Origin of the sequence: Stutzerimonas chloritidismutans (assembly GCF_051486945.1) — a bacterium.
GTDB classification, from domain to species: Bacteria; Pseudomonadota; Gammaproteobacteria; order Pseudomonadales; family Pseudomonadaceae; genus Stutzerimonas; species Stutzerimonas chloritidismutans_B.
Map to the genome: position 1 here is coordinate 356,264 of NZ_JAHVDX010000001.1, position 20,251 is coordinate 376,514.

A 20,251-nucleotide genomic window follows, 5' to 3' on the forward strand; every position below is an offset into this window, starting at 1 on the left:
CCGGGCGGCGTTTTGCTTTGCAGCCCGCCCTTTCGAACAACGACGCACTCCGCCACTGAACATTGGCGGTCAGATGAAATGCCCAGGACAGGACCAATCCCGATGCAGACCGCTGCACCCTTCCCACGCCACATTGCCGTACTGGTGCTGATGACCCTGGCTTGCTCCTTTGCCGGCAATCATATTGCTGCGCGGATTGCCTTCGATCATGACACTGGCCTATTGCTCGCCATGCTCTGCCGTGCCGGCGTGACGCTGCTGGTACTGATCGCGCTCGTGCTATGGCGTCGCGAATCGCTGCGCCTGAGCCGCGCCACCTGGGGCTGGCAGTTGGCGCTCGGCCTGCTGATTGCCATCCAGAGCTTCTGCATTTACTCGGCGGTGGCGCGCATTCCCGTCGCACTGGCGTTGCTGGTGGTCAACCTGTCGCCCATCCTGCTCGCACTGCTCACCTGGCTACTCGGCGGCCCGCGACCGACGCGCCATGCGGTTGCGATCATGGGCATGATCCTGATCGGCCTGATACTGGTGCTGGATGTCCCCGCGCGTTTGATGAGCAATGACGCCCCGGATGGGCAGTGGGCATCCGGTGTCCTGTTCAGTCTGACCGCCGCCGCGGTTTTCGCGCTGGCGCTGTGGATCACGGAGCACAAGCTGTCGAACATGGCCGGATCAGTGCGCAGCATGCTGACGCTCACCGTGGTACTCGGCGCTTCCGCCATGCTTGGGGCCAGTGGCTTGATTCCCGGAGGGTTGAGCTTGCCTAGCGCAAGCGTTGGTTGGATCGCACTGGCCTGCCTTGTGCTGCTCTACGGTGCAGCCTTCTCCACGCTATTCATCTGCATGCCCCGATTGAACATTGCCCGCAACGCTCCGGTGATGAACGTGGAGCCGGTCGCCGGCATGCTGTTGGGATGGCTGATACTCGACCAACTGCTCGGGGCACTGCAGGTCGTGGGTGGCTTAATCGTCGTCGGCGGTATCGTGCTGCTCGCCTACCGCAAGCAGTGAAGATCGCTAACGCGGCCAAAGCAGTCCGCTAGAAACAAGACTGCCCCACCGGCAGCTTAACGCTGTGGTGAGGCAGTTAGGCGTAGCCTGATTCGATCAGTCGGCCTTGTCCGTTTCCGCTTCCTCGTGCGCCTGACGCAGCCGCTCGCGGCTGTTTGTAAGGTGCAGGCGCATGGCCGCGCGGGCGGACTCCGCATCCTGGCGCGCAATGGCATCGTAGATCTGCTCATGCTCACGACCGAGGCGCTGCTGATAGTGCGGCTGGTCATCGTGCGCCAGCCGCGCTGAGTTGAGGCGGCTACGCGGAATGATCGCCGTACCCAGGTGGTTCATGATGTCAGTGAAATACCGGTTGCCGGTCGCTTCGGCGATTTGCAGGTGAAACTGAAAGTCAGACACAGCCGCCTCGCTGGACAACGCGGCGCTGCGCTGAAGCGAATCGAGAAATGCCCGCATGGCGGCCAGCTGCTCAGGTGTGCGCCGGGTCGCCGCGAGGCCGGCCGACTCCACTTCCAGGCTGATCCGCAATTCGAGAATCGACAGAACGTCACGCAAGGTGCCGATGGTCGCCGGGTCGATTCGCAAGCCGGTGGTGCTCGGCGTATCCAGCACGAACGTGCCGATGCCATGGCGTGTCTCGACCAGGCCAGACGCCTGCAGCCGCGATATTGCCTCGCGCACCACCGTACGGCTCACGCCCTGCGCCTGCATGATCGCTGACTCGGTGGGCAACTTGTCGCCACGCTTGATCAGGCCATCACGTATCTGCTGTGACAGCTCGGTCACCAACTCCTGAGCAAGGCTGCGGTGTTTCCGACGGACACGGGGCTGGGCGCTCTGGTTTTCCATGGGCACTTCGATCTCTGAGAAACGAACTGACGCTTATCATAGCTCAGCAGTTGTACGATAACTATCCAAAACGCCCGGTTCGTATGGATCGTACCTTGCGTCCGAAATCCGAACGGCGGCTGCACGCCTTCTATACTCAGCGGACGTTAACTGCCTGGAGATCGAATCATGCGAAGACTATGGGTACTCGCCATTGCGGCCTTGATGAGCGCACCAACGTGGGCGATGCACTGCCCGCAAGACATGGCAGAAATCGATCAGCAATTGCAGTCGGATCCACCGGCCGATCCCGCCATCCTGGCGCGTGTCCAGGCGCTGCGTGAGGAAGGGGAAAAACTCCACAAGGCCGGCGACCACGAAGGATCACTCAAAGCCTTGGGAGAAGCCAAGGAGCTGCTCGACAGCTAGCACCGATGCCGGCGGTAAGCGTTAGTTCTCGCTGCCGCCGGTTCTGCAACGCACCCTCAACTCCTTGCGCTCGAAACCCTGCTCGCTACGCAAGGTTTCGTACCCTGCTGGGCATGCCGCTTCGGCGCGAGCGTCGCAACTCGGCTGGCCAGCCTCCTGTGCGCAAGCGAACACATATTCATCATCGCCCTTGGGCGGTGGAACGTGCTCGACGGCCACGCAACCACCAACCAGTGCGGCAAGCAACACGGGAAGCGCGGATCGCAACGGCTTGATCATGAATATCGACGCCTCTGTAAGCCATGACTGACGTGCGCCGACGGGTTTCGCCTATTTCCCACCAGCGCCGACCTGCCTAATCTACCCACCAGTAGCGCAGGACGCGCATCGAGGCAGGACGCCCGAGAACGGACCCCGCCGTTGGATTGCGGCATCAAGGACAATGGAACGACACGAATACCTCTACAGCCCCGCCTCGCGCGGGGCTTTTTATTGCCTGCCTCACCGAGGATTTGGCGCGTCAGTGCGCTCGGCGTTGTCAGGGTCAATGTCCGGTACGCGGCTCCTGATACGCTGCGCTTCTTCGGTCGATGCTGGCGTCTGACCATCGTTGCCCGGCAGTTCGTCAACGCCTGCCTCATGGCCGGGGTTTACATCCGTGCGCTCACTGCCCAACGGTGGCGGTGAGCCCGGGACGCGGATGCCATCATCGTCGGTATTGGCCCGGCTGGTCGGACGAGCGGAGTGGTCAAGCGGATCGCGCGTAGCCATGCCTCATTCTCCAAAACGGTTGCTGTTTCCGTTTGAGGTTACCCAACGACCGACGTTCAGACGCAGAGCGACCGCTGATCATGAAGTCTGCGATGCAAAGTGCACCAAGGCAGAGGATGGCCGGTTGCGCCGGGTGCTGTGGCTGGTTATAGTCCTGCGCCGCGATCGCAGGTCGCGCATTTCCCTCAGTAGCACACTCTGCCCGAGTGGTGAAATCGGTAGACACAGGGGACTTAAACAATTTGAGCCTTCGGAGGGAAACGTCCGAAGTGAAGCCCGTCAAATTCGGCGAAAGCCCTGGATACTTGGTATCCGAGCCAACGCCGAGCCAAGCCCAGGTCTTCTTGGGAAGGTGTAGAGAGCAGACGGCGGGCACCTACGGCCGCAAGGCTACGGTGAAGGCGTGCTCCAGCCCACGAACGTTCTTTGGTTGAACGGCGGCGAAAGCCGAAGTGGGACGAAAATCCCCCGCCGCAAGGCGTGCCGGTTCGAGTCCGGCCTCGGGCACCATTCGAACTATTCTTGAGACCCACGAGGATAGGGCTTACCAGTCAGACTAAGCGTCATTAGGTTGGGGTGCGTAGTCCACGCGCCAATGGGGTTACCCCATTTTTACGGACGGCTTGAAGAGCTAACTTCAGATCTGCCGGCGACTCTATGACGCAAGGGTGGGTTATGAATCGCTCGATGAAGTCGAAGAGATCCCACACCGGCTAGACCAACCCTCAGTACCGCCAGACGGGGAAACGCCGACTTCGACGTCCCCGGCTTAGCCACGAGCGGCTTCACGCATCAGACGCCGTATTCGGGTGCGCTCCGTTTGCACTTTTGAACATAACGGGTCATATCCTCCCGCATTCTACCGTTACGTAAATTTGGCTGTAGGCACCGCGGTATCGCGGCGCTCGCGAAACGCGAACAGGAACGCCAGGAAAACCCCAAGCGAGAACACTGCCGGAAACAGCCAGATACCCTGCCAGTCGTGGCCGGTACTCGTCGAGAAGTGGTCGGTGATTCGGCCGGCCACCCAAAAGCCTATGAGCATGCCCACGCCGTAGGTGGCAAGGGTAATCAAGCCTTGGGCTGAGCTCTTGAAATGCTCGCCCGCTTTGGCATCGGTGTAGATCTGCCCAGACACGAAGAAGAAGTCGTAGCAGATGCCATGCAGCGCGATACCGGTGATCAGCATGAACATCAGTTCGCTGCTGTTACCGTAAGCAAACAGCCCATAGCGTACAGCCCACGCCAGCATGCCGAACAGCAACGTCGTTTTGATTCCGAAGCGCTGGATGAACAGCGGCAACAACAGCATGAACAGCACTTCGGAAACCTGACCGAGGGTCATTTTGCCTGTAGGGTTGGCGACGCCGATTTCCGCAAGAAAGGGATTGGCGTTCTGGTAGTAGAACGCCAGCGGAATGCAGATCAGCACGGAGGACGCGAAGAAGATCGCGAAGCTGCGGTCCTTGAGTAACTTCAAGGCATCAAACCCCAGCATTTGCCCAAGTCCGCTCTTTTGACCCCGCTGGGCCAAAGGTGGCGTTCCTGGCAAGCTGAAACTGTAGAGACCTAGCAGCAGCGAAGCGATAGCGCACATCAGAAAGGTGTTGCGCAGAGCCCCGGCCGCAATCGCTTCCTGCGAGTCCCAGGCAAACACGAAGCTGATAACCAGACCGGCGACAATCCATCCTACGGTGCCCCATACACGAATCCGCGAAAACTCCAGCGCGGGGTCGCGCATCTGCCTGAAGGCTACCGAGTTCACCAACGCCAGGGTGGGCATATAGAGAATCATGTACGCAAGGACGTAGGGGTAGAAGGCGCTGAAATCCTCACTTCGGTAAAGCAGGTACAGCAGCACAGCGCCAGCGAGATGCAGGATGGCCAGGATGCGCTCGGCGTTGAAGTATCGATCCGCGATCAAACCAATGATGAAGGGCGCGAGAATCGCTCCCCAGGATTGCGTCGCAAACGCCATTCCGATCTGCCCTCCGCTGGCGCTGAGCGTACTGCCGAGAAAGGTGCCGAGGGTGACAAACCAGCCGCCCCAGATAAAGAACTGGAGAAACATCATCAGGCTCAGGCGTGCATTGAGAGTGCTCATGGTTTTGTCCTTGTTGTAGTGCACATCGGGTCAATGGGAGGCGTCCAGACCAAGCAACTTACGATTGCGTGCGTCGCTTGCAGCAACACCCGCAAAGTCATCGAAGGCCCGGGTTGCACGCGTGATCAGGTGTTTTTGAATGAATTGCGCGCCTTCTGCGGCGCCTTGCGCGGCGTCCTTCAAGCAGCACTCCCACTCCAGCACCGCCCAACCTTCATAGCTGTACTGGGTCAGCTTGCTGAATATCTGCTTGAAATCGACCTGGCCATCCCCGAGTGATCGAAAGCGCCCAGGCCGTTCGATCCAATCCTGATAGCCGCCGTATACGCCAGAGCGAGCATCCGGGCGGTACTCGGCATCCTTAACGTGAAACATGCCGATCCGCTCGTGATAGCGATCGATGAAGCCGAGGTAGTCCATCTGCTGCAGCAGCAGATGGCTGGGGTCATAGAGGATAAGCGCACGGCGATGGTTGCCGACGTGGTCGAGGAAACGCTCGAAGGTGGCGCCGTCGTGTAGGTCTTCGCCAGGGTGGATCTCGTAGCAAAGGTCGACACCAGCATCCTCGAACGCGTCCAGAATCGGCCGCCAGCGCCTGGCAAGCTCTTTGAACCCCTCCTCCACGAGGCCCGCCGGCCGCTGTGGCCATGGGTACAGAAAAGGCCAGAGCAGCGCGCCAGAAAAGGTTGCATGCGCGTTCAGCCCGAGGCGCTGGCTGGCACGTGCCGCCAGCTTCAACTGCTCGATTGCCCACTCGGTGCGAGCGGTAGGATTGCCCCGGAGCTCCTTCGGGGCGAAATCATCGAACAAGTCATCGAGCGAGGGGTGTACTGCCACAAGCTGTCCCTGCAGGTGTGTCGACAACTCGCTGATCTCGACACCCGCCGCGGCACAGATACCCTTGAGCTCGTCGCAGTAGGTCTGACTTTCCGCTGCAAGTCGCAGGTCCAGGCACTCGGTGCCCGAGGTTGGCAACTGAACACCGCGATAACCCAGCGACGCGGCCCATTGCACCATGCTGTTCAGGCTGTTGAACGGCGGGTCGGCAGAGATGAACTGTGCGAGAAAAATACCTGGGCCTTTTATGGCGGTTGTTTTCTGCTGCATGTCTGGAACTCCTACTCCACACCCGCCAAGGGTGTCCATTTGCCGTCGCTACGATGGTTGGCCACGACAGCCTCAACGAATGCCATGCCACGAATAGCGACCTCAATCCCCGGAAAGCTGGGAAGTCCCGGGGTACGGATCGCATCAGCGAAGTCGCCGTAAAGGTTGGCCATAGCTTCGAGATAGCCCTCGGGGTGCCCAGCGGGTAAACGCATGCGTCGGCGGGCTTCGTCACACAACCAGACTTGATCGACACCCGCGCGCAATACGCGGACAGGCTCGCCGATCGTCCGTTGCACCAGGCTGTTGGGCTCTTCCTGGCGCCATTCGAGCCCCCCTTTTTCGCCATAAACGCGCAGCCTCAGCGCGTTCTCTTCGCCAGCGCAGACTTGGCTGGCCACCAGCACGCCAGACGCCCCTTCGGCCATTTGGAACAGCGCGGCGCCGTCGTCGTCCAGCCGTCGGCCCTCTACATGCGTACCAAGCGCGGCACATATGCGGACGATCCTTTGCCCACTAACGAACTCGGCGAGGTTGAACGCGTGCGTACCGATGTCGGCCATGCATCCACTAAGGCCCGCCTGCTCAGGCTCGCCGCGCCAAATGGCTTGCTTGCTGCCTTGTGCGGCCTGATCCTCGCTCAGCCAACCCTGTGGGTATTCAACAAAAACCTTGCGTAGCTGCCCGATCGCCCCGGAGCTCACCAGCTCACGTGCCTGCCATACCATCGGGTAACCCAGATAGGTGTGCGCCAAGCCGTACAGGCAATCGCTTGTCGACTGCGTTCGCGCCAAGCGTTTCACCTCATCAAGTGAAAGTGCCGCAGGCTTTTCGGAAAAGACGTGAAATCCCGCTCGCAGAGCAGTCTCTGCAACAGGCGCATGCAAATGGTTGGGCGTGACTATCGAGATGAACTGCGCGCGCTCTTCGAGCGGTAACTCTGCTTCGGCTTCGAGTAGCTTCTGCCACGATTGATAACAGCGCTCGGGCGATAGCCCCAGGTTGTCACCGGTGCGCCGATTGTTGCCCGCATCGCGGCTGAATGCGCCGCACACCAGCTCGATGCGTCCATCAAGGCTCGCAGCTTGGCGATGTACCTGCCCGATGAACGCCCCTTCGCCCCCACCGACCATGCCCATGCGAACCTTTTTCCTATTGGGCGAAACCATCATCGCTCTCCTCCACGCAGCGCTAGTGCCAACCAATGTAACCGGTTACATCAGCACTTAATCTAGCTGGGCTAATCAGCTTGTCAAATGGCGCACCGAGGCTGTCGGTACCGGTTCCCAACGCCCATTGCAGAGCAACCGCGCGACGATTTCCGCGCTACATTAGGCACCGCCGGGTGACAGAATCTGGCGCGACGGTCTCCACCGCATCATCGGACGGTGACGAAAAAGGCGCGCTGTGGTTGAGTGAGCACCGCCTAGGCAGTCCACTTTCACACTGAACTTTGCGGCTAACCGAACGAGCAAACTGAGGATTTATGTCCAACATTCGCAGGGTCGCCGAACTAGCCGGCGTCTCCGTTGCAACGGTGTCACGTGCGCTTAAAACTCCAGAGGTCGTTTCACCCGAAACCCGTGAGAAAGTGCTCAAAGCGGTCGAGCGAGCGGGCTATCGTCCCAATTTGATGGCTGTACAGTTTCGCTCGCGCAAGACGCGAAACCTGGTGGTTCTGGTGCCTGCGATTTCCAACGTGTTCTTTGCTCGCGTCATCAGCGGTATCCAGGAAAGAGCTCAGGCGTATGGGTACCGCGTATTGCTATGCAACACCTATGGCCGTGAGGATCTCGAGAGCGAGTACGCCGAACTCGTCCATGCGCATCAGGCAGACGGGGTCATCCAACTGCGTGCGTTCAATCCCTTTGCTGCCTCGGGTAAGCGCGGGGCTACGCTGCCGCCGATGGTCAATGCTTGCGAAGTGCTAGACGACGCGCCGTGCCCCACCGTTAGCCTCGACAATCGTGCCGCCGCACGTGCCATGACTGAGTATCTGCTCGATTTAGGCCATCGCCGCATCGGCCTGATCAAGGGGCCGCAGGCGAGCCCTTTGACCCGCGAACGCATCGCGGGCTATGAGGACGCGCTACGTGAGGTGGGCATAGAACCAGACCCTACCCTGCTGTGTCGCGGTAACTTCACCCTGCAGGCGGGGTATGACGCGGCGCACCTCTTGCTAGCGCACGCGGATCGGCCAACCGCCATCTTCTGTGAGAACGACGAGATGGCAATCGGCGCCATGAGGTGCATTCGACAGGCTGGACTGCGCGTTCCGGAAGACATCTCGGTTGCCGGCTTCGACGACATAACATTCTCAGCGTTTTGCGACCCCCCGCTTACGACGATCTACCAGCCCGCTGAAGCCTTTGGTGAACACGCAGTAGAGATGTTGATCGCCCTGTCCGAGAATCGGCCGCTCGGCACTGATAGACACCTGGTCTTGCCGTTCAAGCTGATGAAGCGCGCCAGTACCGCGCCTGCAGCCCACTAGTTCGATGAACACAAGTTCATTAAGCCCCGGTCCCTGGTCGAGGTAGCCGACGAAGCGGCCGGTTATCTGCAACGCATGGCTGACACTGCAAGCGTGGCCGTCGTAATAACCGGCGATCCGGCACAGCCGTACTGGTCGGCCGACCGAGGCGCGCTGTTCACCCTGCTCAAGAACCTGCTGGAAAATGCCATCCAACACGCCCCCCGCAATACCAAGGTTCACCTCGATATCGCCACCGATACGCTTTCGCTGCGTGACTGGGGCCCAGGCGTGGACGATGCGCAACTGCCCCATCTGTTCAAACGCTTCTGGCGTGGCGCACACAGACGCGATCACGGTGCGGGCCTCGGGCTTGCAATCTGCCAGGAGATAGCGACCGCGCACAACTGGGCGCTCGCCGCCTACCGGGCTGAGCCCGGCCTGTTGTTCCAGCTCTCCCGACCGAAGTGAGTCGCCACGCCCACATCTTTTTCAGGCTGAGGTCAGTCTGACTGCGACTTCCCATCAAGCCGAGACGAAAACAGAGGGCGAAAAAAAACCGCAAGCTTTCGCCTGCGGTTTTCTTTTTTAATGGAGGCCGATGTCGGAATCGAACCGGCGTACACGGATTTGCAATCCGCTGCATAACCACTCTGCCAACCGGCCTCAAAACGAAGACGCCGCATTCAGCGGCGCCATCGTCAACAAACTGGAGCGGGAAACGAGACTCGAACTCGCGACCCCGACCTTGGCAAGGTCGTGCTCTACCAACTGAGCTATTCCCGCGTCGTCTTGGTGACGGGCGCCATTTTATAGTTTCGTGACGCCCCGTCAAGCCTTTGATTAAAAAAGTTTTTATTTCGTTTCGGTTGGACTGAGATGCGGCCAGGCGGCGACCAGGTAATTGACCATCGACCACAGTGTCAGGCCCGCTGCGACGATCAGCAAGGCATACCCTAACCCGACCCAGAATGTCGCCAGCGGAGGATTGGCGAGCAGGATAATCAGTGCCGTCATCTGGGCCGCAGTTTTCCATTTGCCGAGGTTGGACACCGCGACCTGCGCTCTCGCCCCTAGCTCAGCCATCCACTCCCGCAACGCCGATACGACGATCTCACGACCGATGATGATGGCGGCTGGCAACGTCAACCAAAGGTTGGCGTGCTCCTCGACCAGCAAGACCAGCGCCACCGCGACCATCAACTTGTCGGCAACCGGATCCAGAAAGGCGCCGAACGGCGTGCTCTGCTGTAGCCGGCGAGCCAGGTAGCCATCGAGCCAATCCGTTGCGGCGGCGATGGCGAAAACCAAGCTGCAGGCCAGGTAACTCCACTTAAAGGGCAGGTAGAACAGCAGAATGATGATGGGGATCAGCAGTACGCGCAGTACGGTGAGAATGTTTGGGATGTTCATCGATACCACGGTCCGCAAGTTTGGATGAGGATTCTACTCACTGTGCAGAGTGGCATAAATCGACTCGGCAAGCTTTTTACTGATGCCGGGCGCTTTGGCGATTTCGTCAAGGCTGGCGCGACACAACTCTTGCAGACCGCCGAAATGCTTGAGCAGTTCGCGACGGCGTTTAGGGCCGATCCCCGGAACGTTCTCGAGCGTCGAGGTCGTGCGCGCCTTGCCGCGCCGTGCCCGATGCCCGGTGATGGCGAAACGGTGGGCCTCGTCGCGAACTTGCTGGATCAAGTGCAAGGCGGGGGAGTCGCCCGGCAAGGTGAACTCGTGCGCGGCATCGTTCAGGTAGAGCGTTTCGAAACCGGGCTTGCGAGTGACACCCTTGGCTACCCCGAGCAGGATCAGATCGGGCACCGCGAGCTCCTGCAGTACGTCACGCGCCATGTTCAGTTGGCCCTTGCCGCCGTCGACAAGCAGGATATCGGGCAGCTTCCCCTCCCCCTCGGCCGCCTTGCGGAAGCGGCGTGACAAGGCCTGGTGCATTGCAGCGTAATCGTCACCCGCGGTGACGCCTTCGATGTTGTAGCGACGGTAATCGGATTTCAGCGCCCCTTCCGGGCCGAATACCACGCATGAGGCAACCGTCGCCTCGCCACTCGAATGGCTGATATCGAAGCACTCGAGCCGCGTGGGAGGCTCGTCGAGTTCCAACGCATCGGCAAGAGACTGGAAACGGGCCGACAAATGCTGGCGGCTGGCAAGCCTGGCGCCAAGCGCCTGTTCGGCGTTGGTCAAGGCCAGCTGCTGCCAGCGCGCACGAGTCCCGCGGACGCGATGCGTGATGACCATTTCGACGCTGCGCAGCTCACGCAATGCATCGATGAGCGTGTCGAAATCCTCGTGAACCGTGTTAACGATCAGCTCGGCCGGGAGGTCGCGCTCCATCGAGCCCAGGTAGTACTGCTCAAGGAATGCTTGGAGCACCTCCGCCACGCTTTCCTCGATGGCAACCTGGGGGAAGAAATTCTTGCTGCCCAGCACCCGCCCACCGCGCACGCTGATCAGATGGACGCACGCGCCTCCGGGGCTGACCACCGCCGAGACGATATCCACGTTGCCGCTGCCGCCTTCCATGCTTTGCTGATCCTGGACGCGGCGGAGGATGCCGATCTGGTCGCGGATTTCCGCAGCACGCTCGAAATCCAGAGCCATGGCAGCCTTTTCCATGTTCTTGGAAAGCTCTTCGGCCAGTGCATTGCTGCGCCCCTCCAGAAACATCACGGAATGGCGTACGTCTTCCGCATATTCCTCCGGCTCGACCAGGCTCACGCACGGCGCTTTGCAGCGCTTGATCTGGTATTGCAGGCAAGGCCGCGTCCGGTTGCGGTAATAGCTGTCCTCGCACTGGCGAACGAAGAAAGCCTTTTGCAACAGGCTGAGGCTCTCACGAATCGCACCGGCGCTCGGGTACGGGCCGAAGTAGCGCCCCGGTTCCTTCTTAGCGCCGCGATGGATGCTCAGGCGCGGAAAGTCGCCGCTCGACAGGAACACGTAGGGATAGGATTTGTCGTCGCGCAGCAGGATGTTGTACGGCGGCCGCCACTGCTTGATCAGCGTCTGCTCAAGCAGCAGTGCTTCAGTCTCGTTCGCCGTGATGGTCGTTTCGACCTGGGCGATCTTGGCGACCAAGGCTGCGGTCTTGGGCGCCTGTCCGGTCTTGCGGAAGTAGCTGGACAGCCGCTTCTTGAGGTTTTTGGCCTTGCCGACGTAGAGCAGCTTGGCGTCGGCGTCGAACATCCGGTAGACGCCGGGGCGCCCGCTGCATGACGCCAGGAATGCAGAAGAATCGAAGTCGCTCATCAATTGACGGTATCGACCATACCGTGGCGGACCGCGAGCAATGCCAGCTCGACGTCACTGGATACCGACAGCTTTTCGTAGATGCGATAGCGATAGGTGTTGACCGTTTTCGGTGACAGGCAAAGCTTGTCGGAGATCGTCTGCACCTTCTGGCAGTTGGCAATCATCAGTGCGATCTGAATTTCGCGCTCGGACAGCAAGTCGAACGGCGAGCCGTTAACCTTCGGCTGAAACGACTTCAACGCCAATTGCTGGGCGATCTGCGGACTGATGTAGCGCTGACCGGCGAACACCATGCGGATCGCCTGCACCATCTCCTCGAGGGCGGCGCCCTTGGTCAGGTACCCCGCCGCTCCGGCCTGCAACAGGCGCGTCGGAAACGGGTCCTCTTCACATATGGTGACCGCGATGACCTTGATGTCCGGATGGCTGCGCAGCAGTTTACGCGTGGCCTCCAGGCCGCCAATTCCAGGCATCTTGACGTCCATCAGCACAACATCGGGCTTGAGTTCGCGCGATTTCTTGATGGCCGCTTCGCCGGACTCGGCCTGACCGATCACCTGCAGGCCGTCGATGTCGGCCAGCATGCGGGATATGCCTGTGCGTACCAGATCGTGGTCATCGACCACCAGCACCCTAATCAAGCAGACACCTCTTCAGTACGATTTAAAAGCTGGCTGGCTGCTCGCTTCATAAGCGGCGAACTCTATCAAATCCTTCGCGGCTTACCCAGACCGCACGTCACATGGCCAAATGATGTCACCGCCTGCTAGGTAACACCTCTTCCACAGTGAACGCCGCTCGGTGGCCATGCGTCATAACCAGAACATCCCAATAGCCAGCGAGGCGACTACGTGCTTGAAAGCTTTATCGCGGCCAGTCTGTTGGCGGCCGTGCACCTGACCGCTGGCGGTTTACGCATGCTGAATCGCGTCCCTCGCAGCCGTTGGCTATCTGCAGCGGGTGGGGTCGCAGTGGCCTATGTCTTCGTGCACCTGTTGCCGGATCTCGCCCGCGGACAACGGGTGATGGACGGTATCGACATCGCCTTGTTGAGCTATCTGGAACACCACGCCTACCTGCTTGCCCTCCTCGGCCTCGTGGTGTTCTACGGCCTCGAACGCATGATCAAGCAGCATCGCCAGGGCAAGCCCGACCATCACGACACGCATCCGGCGATGTTCTGGCTGCATATCGGGGCGTTCGGCCTGTACAACGGGTTGATCGGGTACTTACTCGTCCACGGAGAGAGCGAAAACATGACCGACCTGGCCCTTTATTGCTTTGCGATGGGGCTGCACTTTCTCGTCAACGACTTCGCCCTACAGGATGCCCACAAGGATCTCTTCAGCCACCGCGGGCGCTGGCTGCTCGCGGTAATGCCGTTGGCCGGTTGGGTCGTGGGCAGCTTGACGGAGGTGTCTGCCCTGGCCGTGTCGGCCTTAGCCGCCTTTCTCGGCGGTTCGATCATCCTCAACGTCCTTAAGGAAGAACTGCCGGAGGAGCGCAACAGCCGGCTTGGCGCATTCCTGCTGGGATCGATGGGCTATGCGGCGCTACTGCTCGCGGTCACGGGTGGTTAGGTGAACATTGGACATCACATACGGATATCCATATATTCGCTGACCCATATGCGAATTTCCCATGCCGCATGAGCGACTCGATGACACCGCCCGACCTATTCAAGTGCCTGGCAGATGAGACCCGCACGCGAATCGCCTTGCTTATCGCGCGTCAGGGCGAGCTCTGTGTATGTGAATTGACCTGTGCGCTGGAGCAGAGCCAGCCGAAGATCTCACGCCATCTGGCCGTGCTAAGAAGCAGCGCCTTGCTCGAAGATCGCCGCAAAGGCCAATGGGTCTACTACCGGCTCCATCCTGACCTCCCGAAGTGGGTCCTGACACTGCTCATGCACACAGCCGAGGCCAACGCCGATTGGACGGCTGGCGATAACGAGCGTCTGAACGCGATGCGCAACCGTCCCGGTGCGTGCAACTGACGAGCGCCGGGCCAGACCCCTCCCGCGCCAACCCGAGGAGCAACACGTGACTGAGCCGCAAGACCTCGATCTGCCGAACGTCGATGACGCCCTGTTTGCCCTGCCGGACCTCGCACGTCTCGGCCAGCAGACGCCACCGCCCCACCCACCGCGCATTCTGCTGCTCTACGGCTCGAACCGGAGCCAGTCGTACAGTCGACTGCTGGTCCAGGAAGCCGCACGGCTGTTGCAGCGTCTCGGCGCTGACACTCGCCTATTCGACCCGTCCGGCCTGCCTTTGCCGGACGATGCGCCCGATACGCATCCGAAGGTCCAGGAACTCCGTGAGCTGATGCAGTGGTCCGAAGGGCAAGTCTGGTGTTCTCCGGAACGTCACGGTTCGATGAGTGCGGTGTTCAAAGCGCAGATCGACTGGGTGCCACTTGCCATGGGCGCCATTCGCCCCACCCAGGGCAAGACGCTCGCCGTGATGCAGGTCTGTGGCGGGTCTCAGTCCTTCAACGTCGTGAACCAGCTACGCGTGCTCGGCCGCTGGATGCGCATGGTCACCATTCCTAACCAGTCGTCGGTGCCCAAGGCATTCCTGGAGTTCGATGCCAACGGCCGGATGAAACCGTCTGCCTACTATGACCGGCTGGTTGACGTTATGGAGGAGCTGATGAAGTTCACCTTGCTGCTGCGTGGCCGCGAGGCGTATCTGGTCGATCGCTATTCCGAACGCAAGGAATCGGCAGCCGCGCTCTCCCAGCGCGTCAACCAGCGATCGATATAAGCAGACCGTTACGGACCCTGACGTGATCAAGACATTCGCGCTGTTCGCACTGACCGCCCTGGCGGAAATCGTCGGTTGCTACCTGCCCTACCTCTGGTTGCGCCAAGGCAAAAGCGCCTGGCTGCTCATTCCGGCGGCGGCCTCGCTAGGTCTGTTCGCCTGGCTCTTGACGCTGCACCCGACTGCGGCGGGCCGGGTCTATGCGGCCTATGGGGGCGTCTACATAGGGGCTGCAATTCTCTGGCTGTGGCTGGTGGACAAGATCCGGCCCACCGGCTGGGATCTGCTCGGCTCGGCCGTCGCTCTCGTCGGTATGGCCATCATCATGTTCGCGCCCCGTCACGGCTGATCTATCACCACTTGAGGAGCAATGGTTATGGCATTGAAAGTCGGTATCAACGGGTTTGGCCGTATCGGGCGGCTAGTATTGCGTGCTGCCTGGGATTGGCCGGAGCTTGAGTTCATCCACGTCAACGACCCTGCTGGAGATGCGAAGACCCACGCGCACCTGCTGAACTTCGATTCGGTGCATGGTCGCTGGAACCACGAGGCGGGGCATGACGGTGACGAGCTGGTCATCGGTAGGCAACGGATCACGGTCACCGCCAACAAGGCAATCGGCGATACGGATTGGTCGGGCTGCGACCTGGTGATCGAGTGCAGCGGCAAGATGAAGACGGTGTCCGTGCTGCAGGCCTACCTTGACCAAGGCGTCAAACGCGTCGTGGTCAGCGCACCAGTGAAAGAGCCAGGCGCGCTGAACGTCGTCATGGGTGTCAACGATGCGCTTTTCGACCCCGCTCAGCATCGCATCGTGACCGCAGCGTCCTGCACCACGAATTGCCTGGCCCCTGTGGTCAAGGTGATTCACGAGCATCTCGGCATCCGTCACGGCTCGATCACCACGATCCATGATCTGACCAATACACAAAGCATCCTCGATCAGCCGCACAAGGATTTACGCCGCGCACGCGCCTCGGGCATGAGCCTGATCCCGACCACCACCGGGTCGGCCACCGCTATCGCCGAAATTTTTCCGGCGTTGCGCGGCAAGCTCAACGGACATGCCGTGCGGGTTCCGCTGGCCAACGCTTCGCTGACCGACTGCGTGTTCGAGCTCGACCGGGCCACCACGGTCGAAGAGGTCAATGGCTTGCTACGCAGCGCCGCCGAAGCCGGCCCACTGCACGGCATCCTCGGCTACGAAGAGCGCCCGCTGGTCTCGATCGACTACCGCACCGACCCGCGGTCATCGGTCATCGACGCGCTGTCGACCATGATCGTCAACGGCACGCAGCTCAAGCTTTACGCCTGGTATGACAACGAATGGGGCTACGCCAACCGCACCGCCGAGCTTGCACGCAAGGTCGGCATGGCCTGAGCCGCCCGGGCCGACGCTGATGCCGGCCCTCGATCCTTTTCGAGATGACCATGACCGCCCTCTCCCCCGCCGTCCGCCAATACCTGATCGTGACGGGCAATTACTGGTTGTTCACGCTCACCGATGGTGCGCTGCGAATGCTGGTGGTGCTGCACTTCCACGCGCTTGGCTACAGCCCGCTGGAAATCGCCGCACTCTTTCTCTTCTACGAAATCTTCGGGGTGGTGACCAACCTGGTCGGCGGTTACCTCGGCGCGCGGCTCGGGCTCAACCGCACCATGAACATGGGCCTGGGTTTGCAGGTGCTGGCGCTGCTGATACTCACGGTGCCAGCGGCCTGGCTGACGGTGCCATGGGTGATGGCGGCGCAGGCGATGTCCGGTATTGCCAAGGACCTGAACAAGATGAGCGCCAAGAGCAGCATCAAGATGCTCGTGCCGGACGACCAGCAGGGGCAACTCTATAAATGGGTGGCGATCCTGACCGGCTCGAAGAACGCGCTCAAGGGCGTCGGTTTTTTCCTGGGCGGTGCCCTGCTCGCCTGGCTCGGCTTTCGCGGGGCGCTGTTAAGCCTGGCCGGCATGCTTGCGATGGTCTGGATCGCCAGCCTGGTGCTGCTGGAGCAGGACCTTGGCAAGGCCAAAGCAAAGCCGAAGTTTCGCGACCTGCTGTCCAAAAGTCGCGCGATCAACGTGCTGTCCGCCGCGCGTCTGTTCCTATTCGGCGCGCGGGACGTCTGGTTTGTGGTCGCGCTGCCGGTCTATCTGTCAGCGGTGTTGGGCTGGGATTTCTGGCAAACGGGCGGTTTTCTCGCCGCTTGGGTGATCGGCTACGGGGCGGTCCAGTCACTGGCCCCTGCGGTGACCGGCAAGCGCCGCGGGCATATCCCGGACGGCCGTGCCGCGCTGGGCTGGGCGCTGCTGCTGGCCTGGCTGCCAGGCGCCATTGCGTTAGGACTGGCAGCAAATCTTCCACCAGAGCCCGTTCTAATCGGCGGATTGCTGCTGTTTGGCGCGCTCTTCGCCATTAACTCATCGCTGCACAGCTACCTGATCGTGTCCTATGCCAAGCAGGACGGCGTCTCGCTCGATGTCGGCTTCTATTACATGTCGAACGCCATGGGGCGGTTGATCGGCACCTTGTTGTCGGGGTGGGTGTATCAAAGTCACGGCCTGGCAGCCTGCCTGTGGGTATCCACCGCGTTTCTGCTACTCGCCGCAGCGATTTCGTTCGGGCTGCCACGGCATGCGCAACCGGCCGGCTTAACCTGATCAGGGGAGCTAATCACCCGCGCCGCTGAGCAGATGGCTCAGCACCGAGCGCAGTTTTCCCGCTTTCACCGGTTTGTTGAGAACCGGCACGCCATAGCCATGCAAGGCTTTGCGGCATTCGTCGCTGCGGTCTGCGGTGATCATCACCACCGGAATCGTCTGGCTGAAACGCGTGCGCAGCGACTGCGCGACGTCCCAGCCGGTCACCCCCTGGTCCAAGTGGTAGTCGGCGAGTATCAATTCCGGCGCGATGCCGGTCAGCGCCTCGATGGCGCCGGCCTCATTCTCGGCAGTCAGTACTTCGCACCCCCACTGCCCGAGCAACGCGGCCATGCTGTGCAGGATGCTCAGCTCATTATCGATGACCAACAGGCGGCGCCCTGGCAGCGGGTCGCCCGGCAGCGCTTGCTTGGCCGGCTGATCAGTGGCGGGCTGATTCGGCATCTCCGCCAGCGGCACCTCGATACTGAACACCGAGCCTCGCCCAGGCTGGGAACGCACCTGGATGCGGTAGTCGAGCATGCTGGCGATGCGATCAACGATCGCCAGCCCCAGCCCGACGCCAGCCCGTTCCGCCGCGCGCTGTACGCCAAGCTGGTTGAATTCTAGAAAGATCGACGGCAGCTGGTCGGCCTCGATCCCGCGGCCGGTATCCCAGACTTCTACCCGCAGCTTGTCGCCCCGCCGGCGCGCACCAAGGAAAACCCGGCCGCAGTCGGTGTAGCGGCAGGCATTGCTGAGGAAGTTACGCAGGATGCGGGTCAACAGCCGAAAATCGCTGCGCAGTGCATAGCCTGGAATGAAGTGATCGAAACCAAGCCCCTCCGCTTCGGCGACGGACTGGAACTCCGAAACCAGCGGCAGGAGCACCTCATCGAGCCGGTACACCTCGATGTCCGGCTTGATGGCCTGCTGGTCCAGTTTGGAGATGTCGAGCAGGTCGGTAAGCAAGTCCTCCGCGCCTTCCAGTGCCTGATGCGCGCGCTCCACGAGGGTGTGCTCGCCTGCTGGCAACGCGCGCTCGCGTAGCGTGGAGATCAGCAAACGGGCGGCATTGAGCGGCTGCAGCAGATCATGGCTCGCGGCGGCCAGATACTTGTCCTTGCTGCGGTTGGCCGCCTCGGCGGCGTCACGTGCCTTGCGCAGCTCCAGTGTTCGCTCGGCGACGCGCTGCTCGAGCTGCTCGTTGAGTTGCACCAGGTGCATCTGGGCGAGCTTGCGCTCGGTGATGTCCGCGACGAACCCCTCGACGAGGCCGTCTTCGTCCGGCTTGAGCAGCAGGTTCATCATGACGTCGATCGCGCTACCGTCCTTGCGCCTGAGCCGCGTCTCGTAGCCGAACAGGCCCAGTTGCGTGCTGAGCGTGTGGCGAATTCGCTTGAGCTCTTCTTCACCGCCGATAAACAGGTGGTGCGACAGATCGGTCAGCGCCCACAGCGCCTCGGTCGGGTTCTGGTAGCCGAGCATGCGCGCCAGTGCCGGGTTGGCGGCTCGGATGCCTTCCTGGAGGCTGGCCTGGAAGATCCCGTGCACGGCGTGTTCGAAGAGCCATTTGTAGCGGTTGCGCTCGGCCTCCAGCTCTTCGAGCCGTGCGACCAGTTCCGGGTAGTGGCTCTTGCGCGCCGAATGAGTGCCGAGACCGAGCAAGCCGGCCAGCGCATCATCCTGCTCAGAGTGCTTCGGCATACACCACTTCGACATCGCGCTGGGTGGATGAGCGCGGGTTGGTCAGGATGCAGGGGTCCTGCATTGCGTGCTGTGAGAGGAACGGAATGTCCGACAGATTGACCCCATGCAGGCGGAGCGTTTCATGGAAGCCGATGGCCTGCTTGAGACTGATCAGATGCTGCACGAGCCGTTCGCGAATCTGCCGGTGGTTCAGGCCGCGGCTGTCGATGCCGAGGGTCTCGGCCACCTTCTTGAAGCGGTCCGGCGCGGCGTCGTAGTTGAAGGCGACTACATGTTCGACCAGCACCGCATTGCACAGGCCGTGTGGCAGGTCCAGGTAACCGCCGAGGCTGTGCGACATGGCGTGCACGGCGCCAAGGATGGCATTGGAGAAGGCCAGCCCGGCCTGCATGCTGCCGAGCATGATCTTCTCGCGCAGGTCGATATCCGCGGGGTTGGCGATCATCTCCACCAGATGGCCATTGATCAGCCGCATGGCCTCCAAGGCGTGAGGATCGGTCAGTGGGCCATGGCCGGTGGACACGAAGGCCTCAATGGCATGCACCAGCGCGTCGATGCCGGTGCAGGCGGAGAGGAACGGATCCATGCTGAGCGTGGTTTCCGGGTCGATCAGCGACACATCCGGCACGGCACCCTTGCTGACGATCGAAAACTTCATCCGCTCGGCCTGGTTGGAGATGATCACAAACTGCGAGACATCGGCCGAGGTACCGGCTGTAGTCGGGATCAGGATCAGTGGTGGGCTCGGTACGCGCAGGGTGTCGACGCCTTCGAACTCGACGATGTCGCGGCCATGCGCGACGGCGATACCGATACCCTTGGCGCAATCCATGGGGCTGCCACCGCCAACGGCGACGATCACGTTGCAGCCTTCGTCGCGATAGACCTCGGCTCCCAGCATGACCTCTTCGGAACGCGGGTTAGCTGAAACCTGGGTGAACAGGTGAAAATCGATCTCCTGGCGCGCCAGGCTGGCCTGTACGTCGGCCACCCAGCCAGCCGTGACGACTCCGGGGTCAGACACCAACAGCACCTTGCGGGCGCCGAAGTTCTTCGCATAGTTGCCGGCGCTGTGCCGACAGCCCGCGCCGAAAACAATTTCTGGTGAGACGAATTTGCGCTGCAGGCTCAGGTTGGGGCTCATACAAC

21 protein-coding genes and 2 tRNA genes are annotated in these 20,251 nt (G+C 61.1%); 10 read left to right on the top strand and 13 right to left on the bottom strand.

Annotation, left to right across the window (positions count from 1 at the left end; genetic code table 11):
• Positions 1-102 precede the first annotated feature (102 nt).
• Complete coding sequence (locus tag KXR72_RS01475; protein WP_437419364.1) at positions 103-1,011, top strand: EamA family transporter; 909 nt, start codon at positions 103-105, stop codon at positions 1,009-1,011.
• Between the two features lie 96 nt (positions 1,012-1,107).
• Here KXR72_RS01475 and KXR72_RS01480 read toward each other — a convergent pair whose 3' ends face one another.
• A complete protein-coding gene (locus KXR72_RS01480) occupies positions 1,108-1,860 on the bottom strand; it encodes a FadR/GntR family transcriptional regulator (RefSeq protein WP_437419365.1) in 753 nt (250 codons plus the stop codon).
• Between the two features lie 168 nt (positions 1,861-2,028).
• On the opposite strand from KXR72_RS01480, the gene KXR72_RS01485 reads away from it, so the two are divergent.
• Entirely contained in the window at positions 2,029-2,268 is a 240-nt protein-coding gene (locus KXR72_RS01485) for a hypothetical protein (RefSeq protein ID WP_437419366.1), read from the top strand.
• A 21-nt stretch (positions 2,269-2,289) separates the two neighbouring features.
• Here the strand turns inward: KXR72_RS01485 and KXR72_RS01490 are convergent, their stop codons facing one another.
• The 5 genes from KXR72_RS01490 to KXR72_RS01510 all read right to left on the bottom strand — a co-directional run bounded on the left by KXR72_RS01490 (position 2,290) and on the right by KXR72_RS01510 (position 7,422).
• Complete coding sequence (locus KXR72_RS01490; protein WP_437419367.1) at positions 2,290-2,547, bottom strand: hypothetical protein; 258 nt, start codon at positions 2,545-2,547, stop codon at positions 2,290-2,292.
• 222 nt (positions 2,548-2,769) lie between these two features.
• Positions 2,770-3,039: a hypothetical protein gene (locus KXR72_RS01495; RefSeq protein WP_437419368.1), complete on the bottom strand. Its 270-nt coding sequence runs from the start codon at positions 3,037-3,039 to the stop codon at positions 2,770-2,772.
• 865 nt (positions 3,040-3,904) lie between these two features.
• Positions 3,905-5,143: a nucleoside permease gene (locus tag KXR72_RS01500; protein ID WP_437419369.1), complete on the bottom strand. Its 1,239-nt coding sequence runs from the start codon at positions 5,141-5,143 to the stop codon at positions 3,905-3,907.
• A gap of 30 nt (positions 5,144-5,173) precedes the next feature.
• On the bottom strand, positions 5,174-6,250 hold the full coding sequence (locus KXR72_RS01505; protein ID WP_437419370.1) for a sugar phosphate isomerase/epimerase family protein: 1,077 nt from the start codon (positions 6,248-6,250) through the stop codon (positions 5,174-5,176).
• 11 nt (positions 6,251-6,261) lie between these two features.
• Positions 6,262-7,422 carry a Gfo/Idh/MocA family protein gene (locus KXR72_RS01510; protein WP_437419371.1) on the bottom strand — a complete coding sequence of 387 codons (1,161 nt, stop codon included), beginning with the start codon at positions 7,420-7,422 and terminating at the stop codon, positions 6,262-6,264.
• Positions 7,423-7,736: 314 nt separating this feature from the next.
• Here KXR72_RS01510 and KXR72_RS01515 point away from each other — a divergent pair, with 314 nt between their 5' ends.
• Together KXR72_RS01515 and KXR72_RS01520 are read left to right on the top strand one after the other, a co-directional pair.
• A complete protein-coding gene (locus KXR72_RS01515; RefSeq protein ID WP_437419372.1) occupies positions 7,737-8,744 on the top strand; it encodes a LacI family DNA-binding transcriptional regulator in 1,008 nt (335 codons plus the stop codon).
• Positions 8,745-8,819: 75 nt separating this feature from the next.
• A complete protein-coding gene (locus KXR72_RS01520; RefSeq protein ID WP_437419373.1) occupies positions 8,820-9,194 on the top strand; it encodes a sensor histidine kinase in 375 nt (124 codons plus the stop codon).
• Between the two features lie 121 nt (positions 9,195-9,315).
• Here KXR72_RS01520 and KXR72_RS01525 read toward each other — a convergent pair.
• The 5 genes from KXR72_RS01525 to gacA all read right to left on the bottom strand — a co-directional run bounded on the left by KXR72_RS01525 (position 9,316) and on the right by gacA (position 12,634).
• Positions 9,316-9,389 (bottom strand) — tRNA-Cys (locus KXR72_RS01525).
• Positions 9,390-9,433: 44 nt separating this feature from the next.
• Positions 9,434-9,509 (bottom strand) — tRNA-Gly (locus KXR72_RS01530).
• A 69-nt stretch (positions 9,510-9,578) separates the two neighbouring features.
• Positions 9,579-10,136, bottom strand: coding sequence for a CDP-diacylglycerol--glycerol-3-phosphate 3-phosphatidyltransferase (gene pgsA, locus KXR72_RS01535; protein WP_437419374.1), 558 nt, complete (start codon positions 10,134-10,136; stop codon positions 9,579-9,581).
• Between the two features lie 33 nt (positions 10,137-10,169).
• On the bottom strand, positions 10,170-11,993 hold the full coding sequence (gene uvrC, locus KXR72_RS01540; protein WP_437419375.1) for an excinuclease ABC subunit UvrC: 1,824 nt from the start codon (positions 11,991-11,993) through the stop codon (positions 10,170-10,172).
• Entirely contained in the window at positions 11,990-12,634 is a 645-nt protein-coding gene (gene gacA / locus KXR72_RS01545) for a response regulator transcription factor GacA (protein WP_437419376.1), read from the bottom strand. Before gacA ends, uvrC begins: the two co-directional genes overlap by 4 nt.
• 210 nt (positions 12,635-12,844) lie before the next feature.
• Between gacA and KXR72_RS01550 the strand changes: the two genes are divergently transcribed.
• The 6 genes from KXR72_RS01550 (at position 12,845) to arsJ (ending at position 17,413) form a co-directional block, all read left to right on the top strand.
• A complete protein-coding gene (locus tag KXR72_RS01550) occupies positions 12,845-13,573 on the top strand; it encodes a hypothetical protein (RefSeq protein ID WP_437419377.1) in 729 nt (242 codons plus the stop codon).
• Between the two features lie 68 nt (positions 13,574-13,641).
• Positions 13,642-13,989, top strand: coding sequence for a metalloregulator ArsR/SmtB family transcription factor (locus tag KXR72_RS01555; RefSeq protein WP_437419378.1), 348 nt, complete (start codon positions 13,642-13,644; stop codon positions 13,987-13,989).
• 70 nt (positions 13,990-14,059) lie between these two features.
• Complete coding sequence (gene arsH / locus KXR72_RS01560) at positions 14,060-14,761, top strand: arsenical resistance protein ArsH (RefSeq protein ID WP_437420351.1); 702 nt, start codon at positions 14,060-14,062, stop codon at positions 14,759-14,761.
• 22 nt (positions 14,762-14,783) lie between these two features.
• Entirely contained in the window at positions 14,784-15,110 is a 327-nt protein-coding gene (locus tag KXR72_RS01565) for a YnfA family protein (RefSeq protein WP_437419379.1), read from the top strand.
• Between the two features lie 27 nt (positions 15,111-15,137).
• Positions 15,138-16,142, top strand: coding sequence for an ArsJ-associated glyceraldehyde-3-phosphate dehydrogenase (locus tag KXR72_RS01570; RefSeq protein ID WP_437419380.1), 1,005 nt, complete (start codon positions 15,138-15,140; stop codon positions 16,140-16,142).
• Positions 16,143-16,192: 50 nt separating this feature from the next.
• Positions 16,193-17,413: an organoarsenical effux MFS transporter ArsJ gene (gene arsJ, locus KXR72_RS01575; protein ID WP_437419381.1), complete on the top strand. Its 1,221-nt coding sequence runs from the start codon at positions 16,193-16,195 to the stop codon at positions 17,411-17,413.
• Between the two features lie 9 nt (positions 17,414-17,422).
• Here the strand turns inward: arsJ and KXR72_RS01580 are convergent, their stop codons facing one another.
• Together KXR72_RS01580 and ercA are read right to left on the bottom strand one after the other, a co-directional pair.
• Positions 17,423-19,099: a PAS domain-containing hybrid sensor histidine kinase/response regulator gene (locus KXR72_RS01580; RefSeq protein ID WP_437419382.1), complete on the bottom strand. Its 1,677-nt coding sequence runs from the start codon at positions 19,097-19,099 to the stop codon at positions 17,423-17,425.
• Positions 19,083-20,246 carry an alcohol dehydrogenase-like regulatory protein ErcA gene (ercA, locus tag KXR72_RS01585; RefSeq protein WP_437419383.1) on the bottom strand — a complete coding sequence of 388 codons (1,164 nt, stop codon included), beginning with the start codon at positions 20,244-20,246 and terminating at the stop codon, positions 19,083-19,085. The genes KXR72_RS01580 and ercA overlap by 17 nt, the downstream gene beginning before the upstream one ends.
• Positions 20,247-20,251 lie beyond the last annotated feature (5 nt).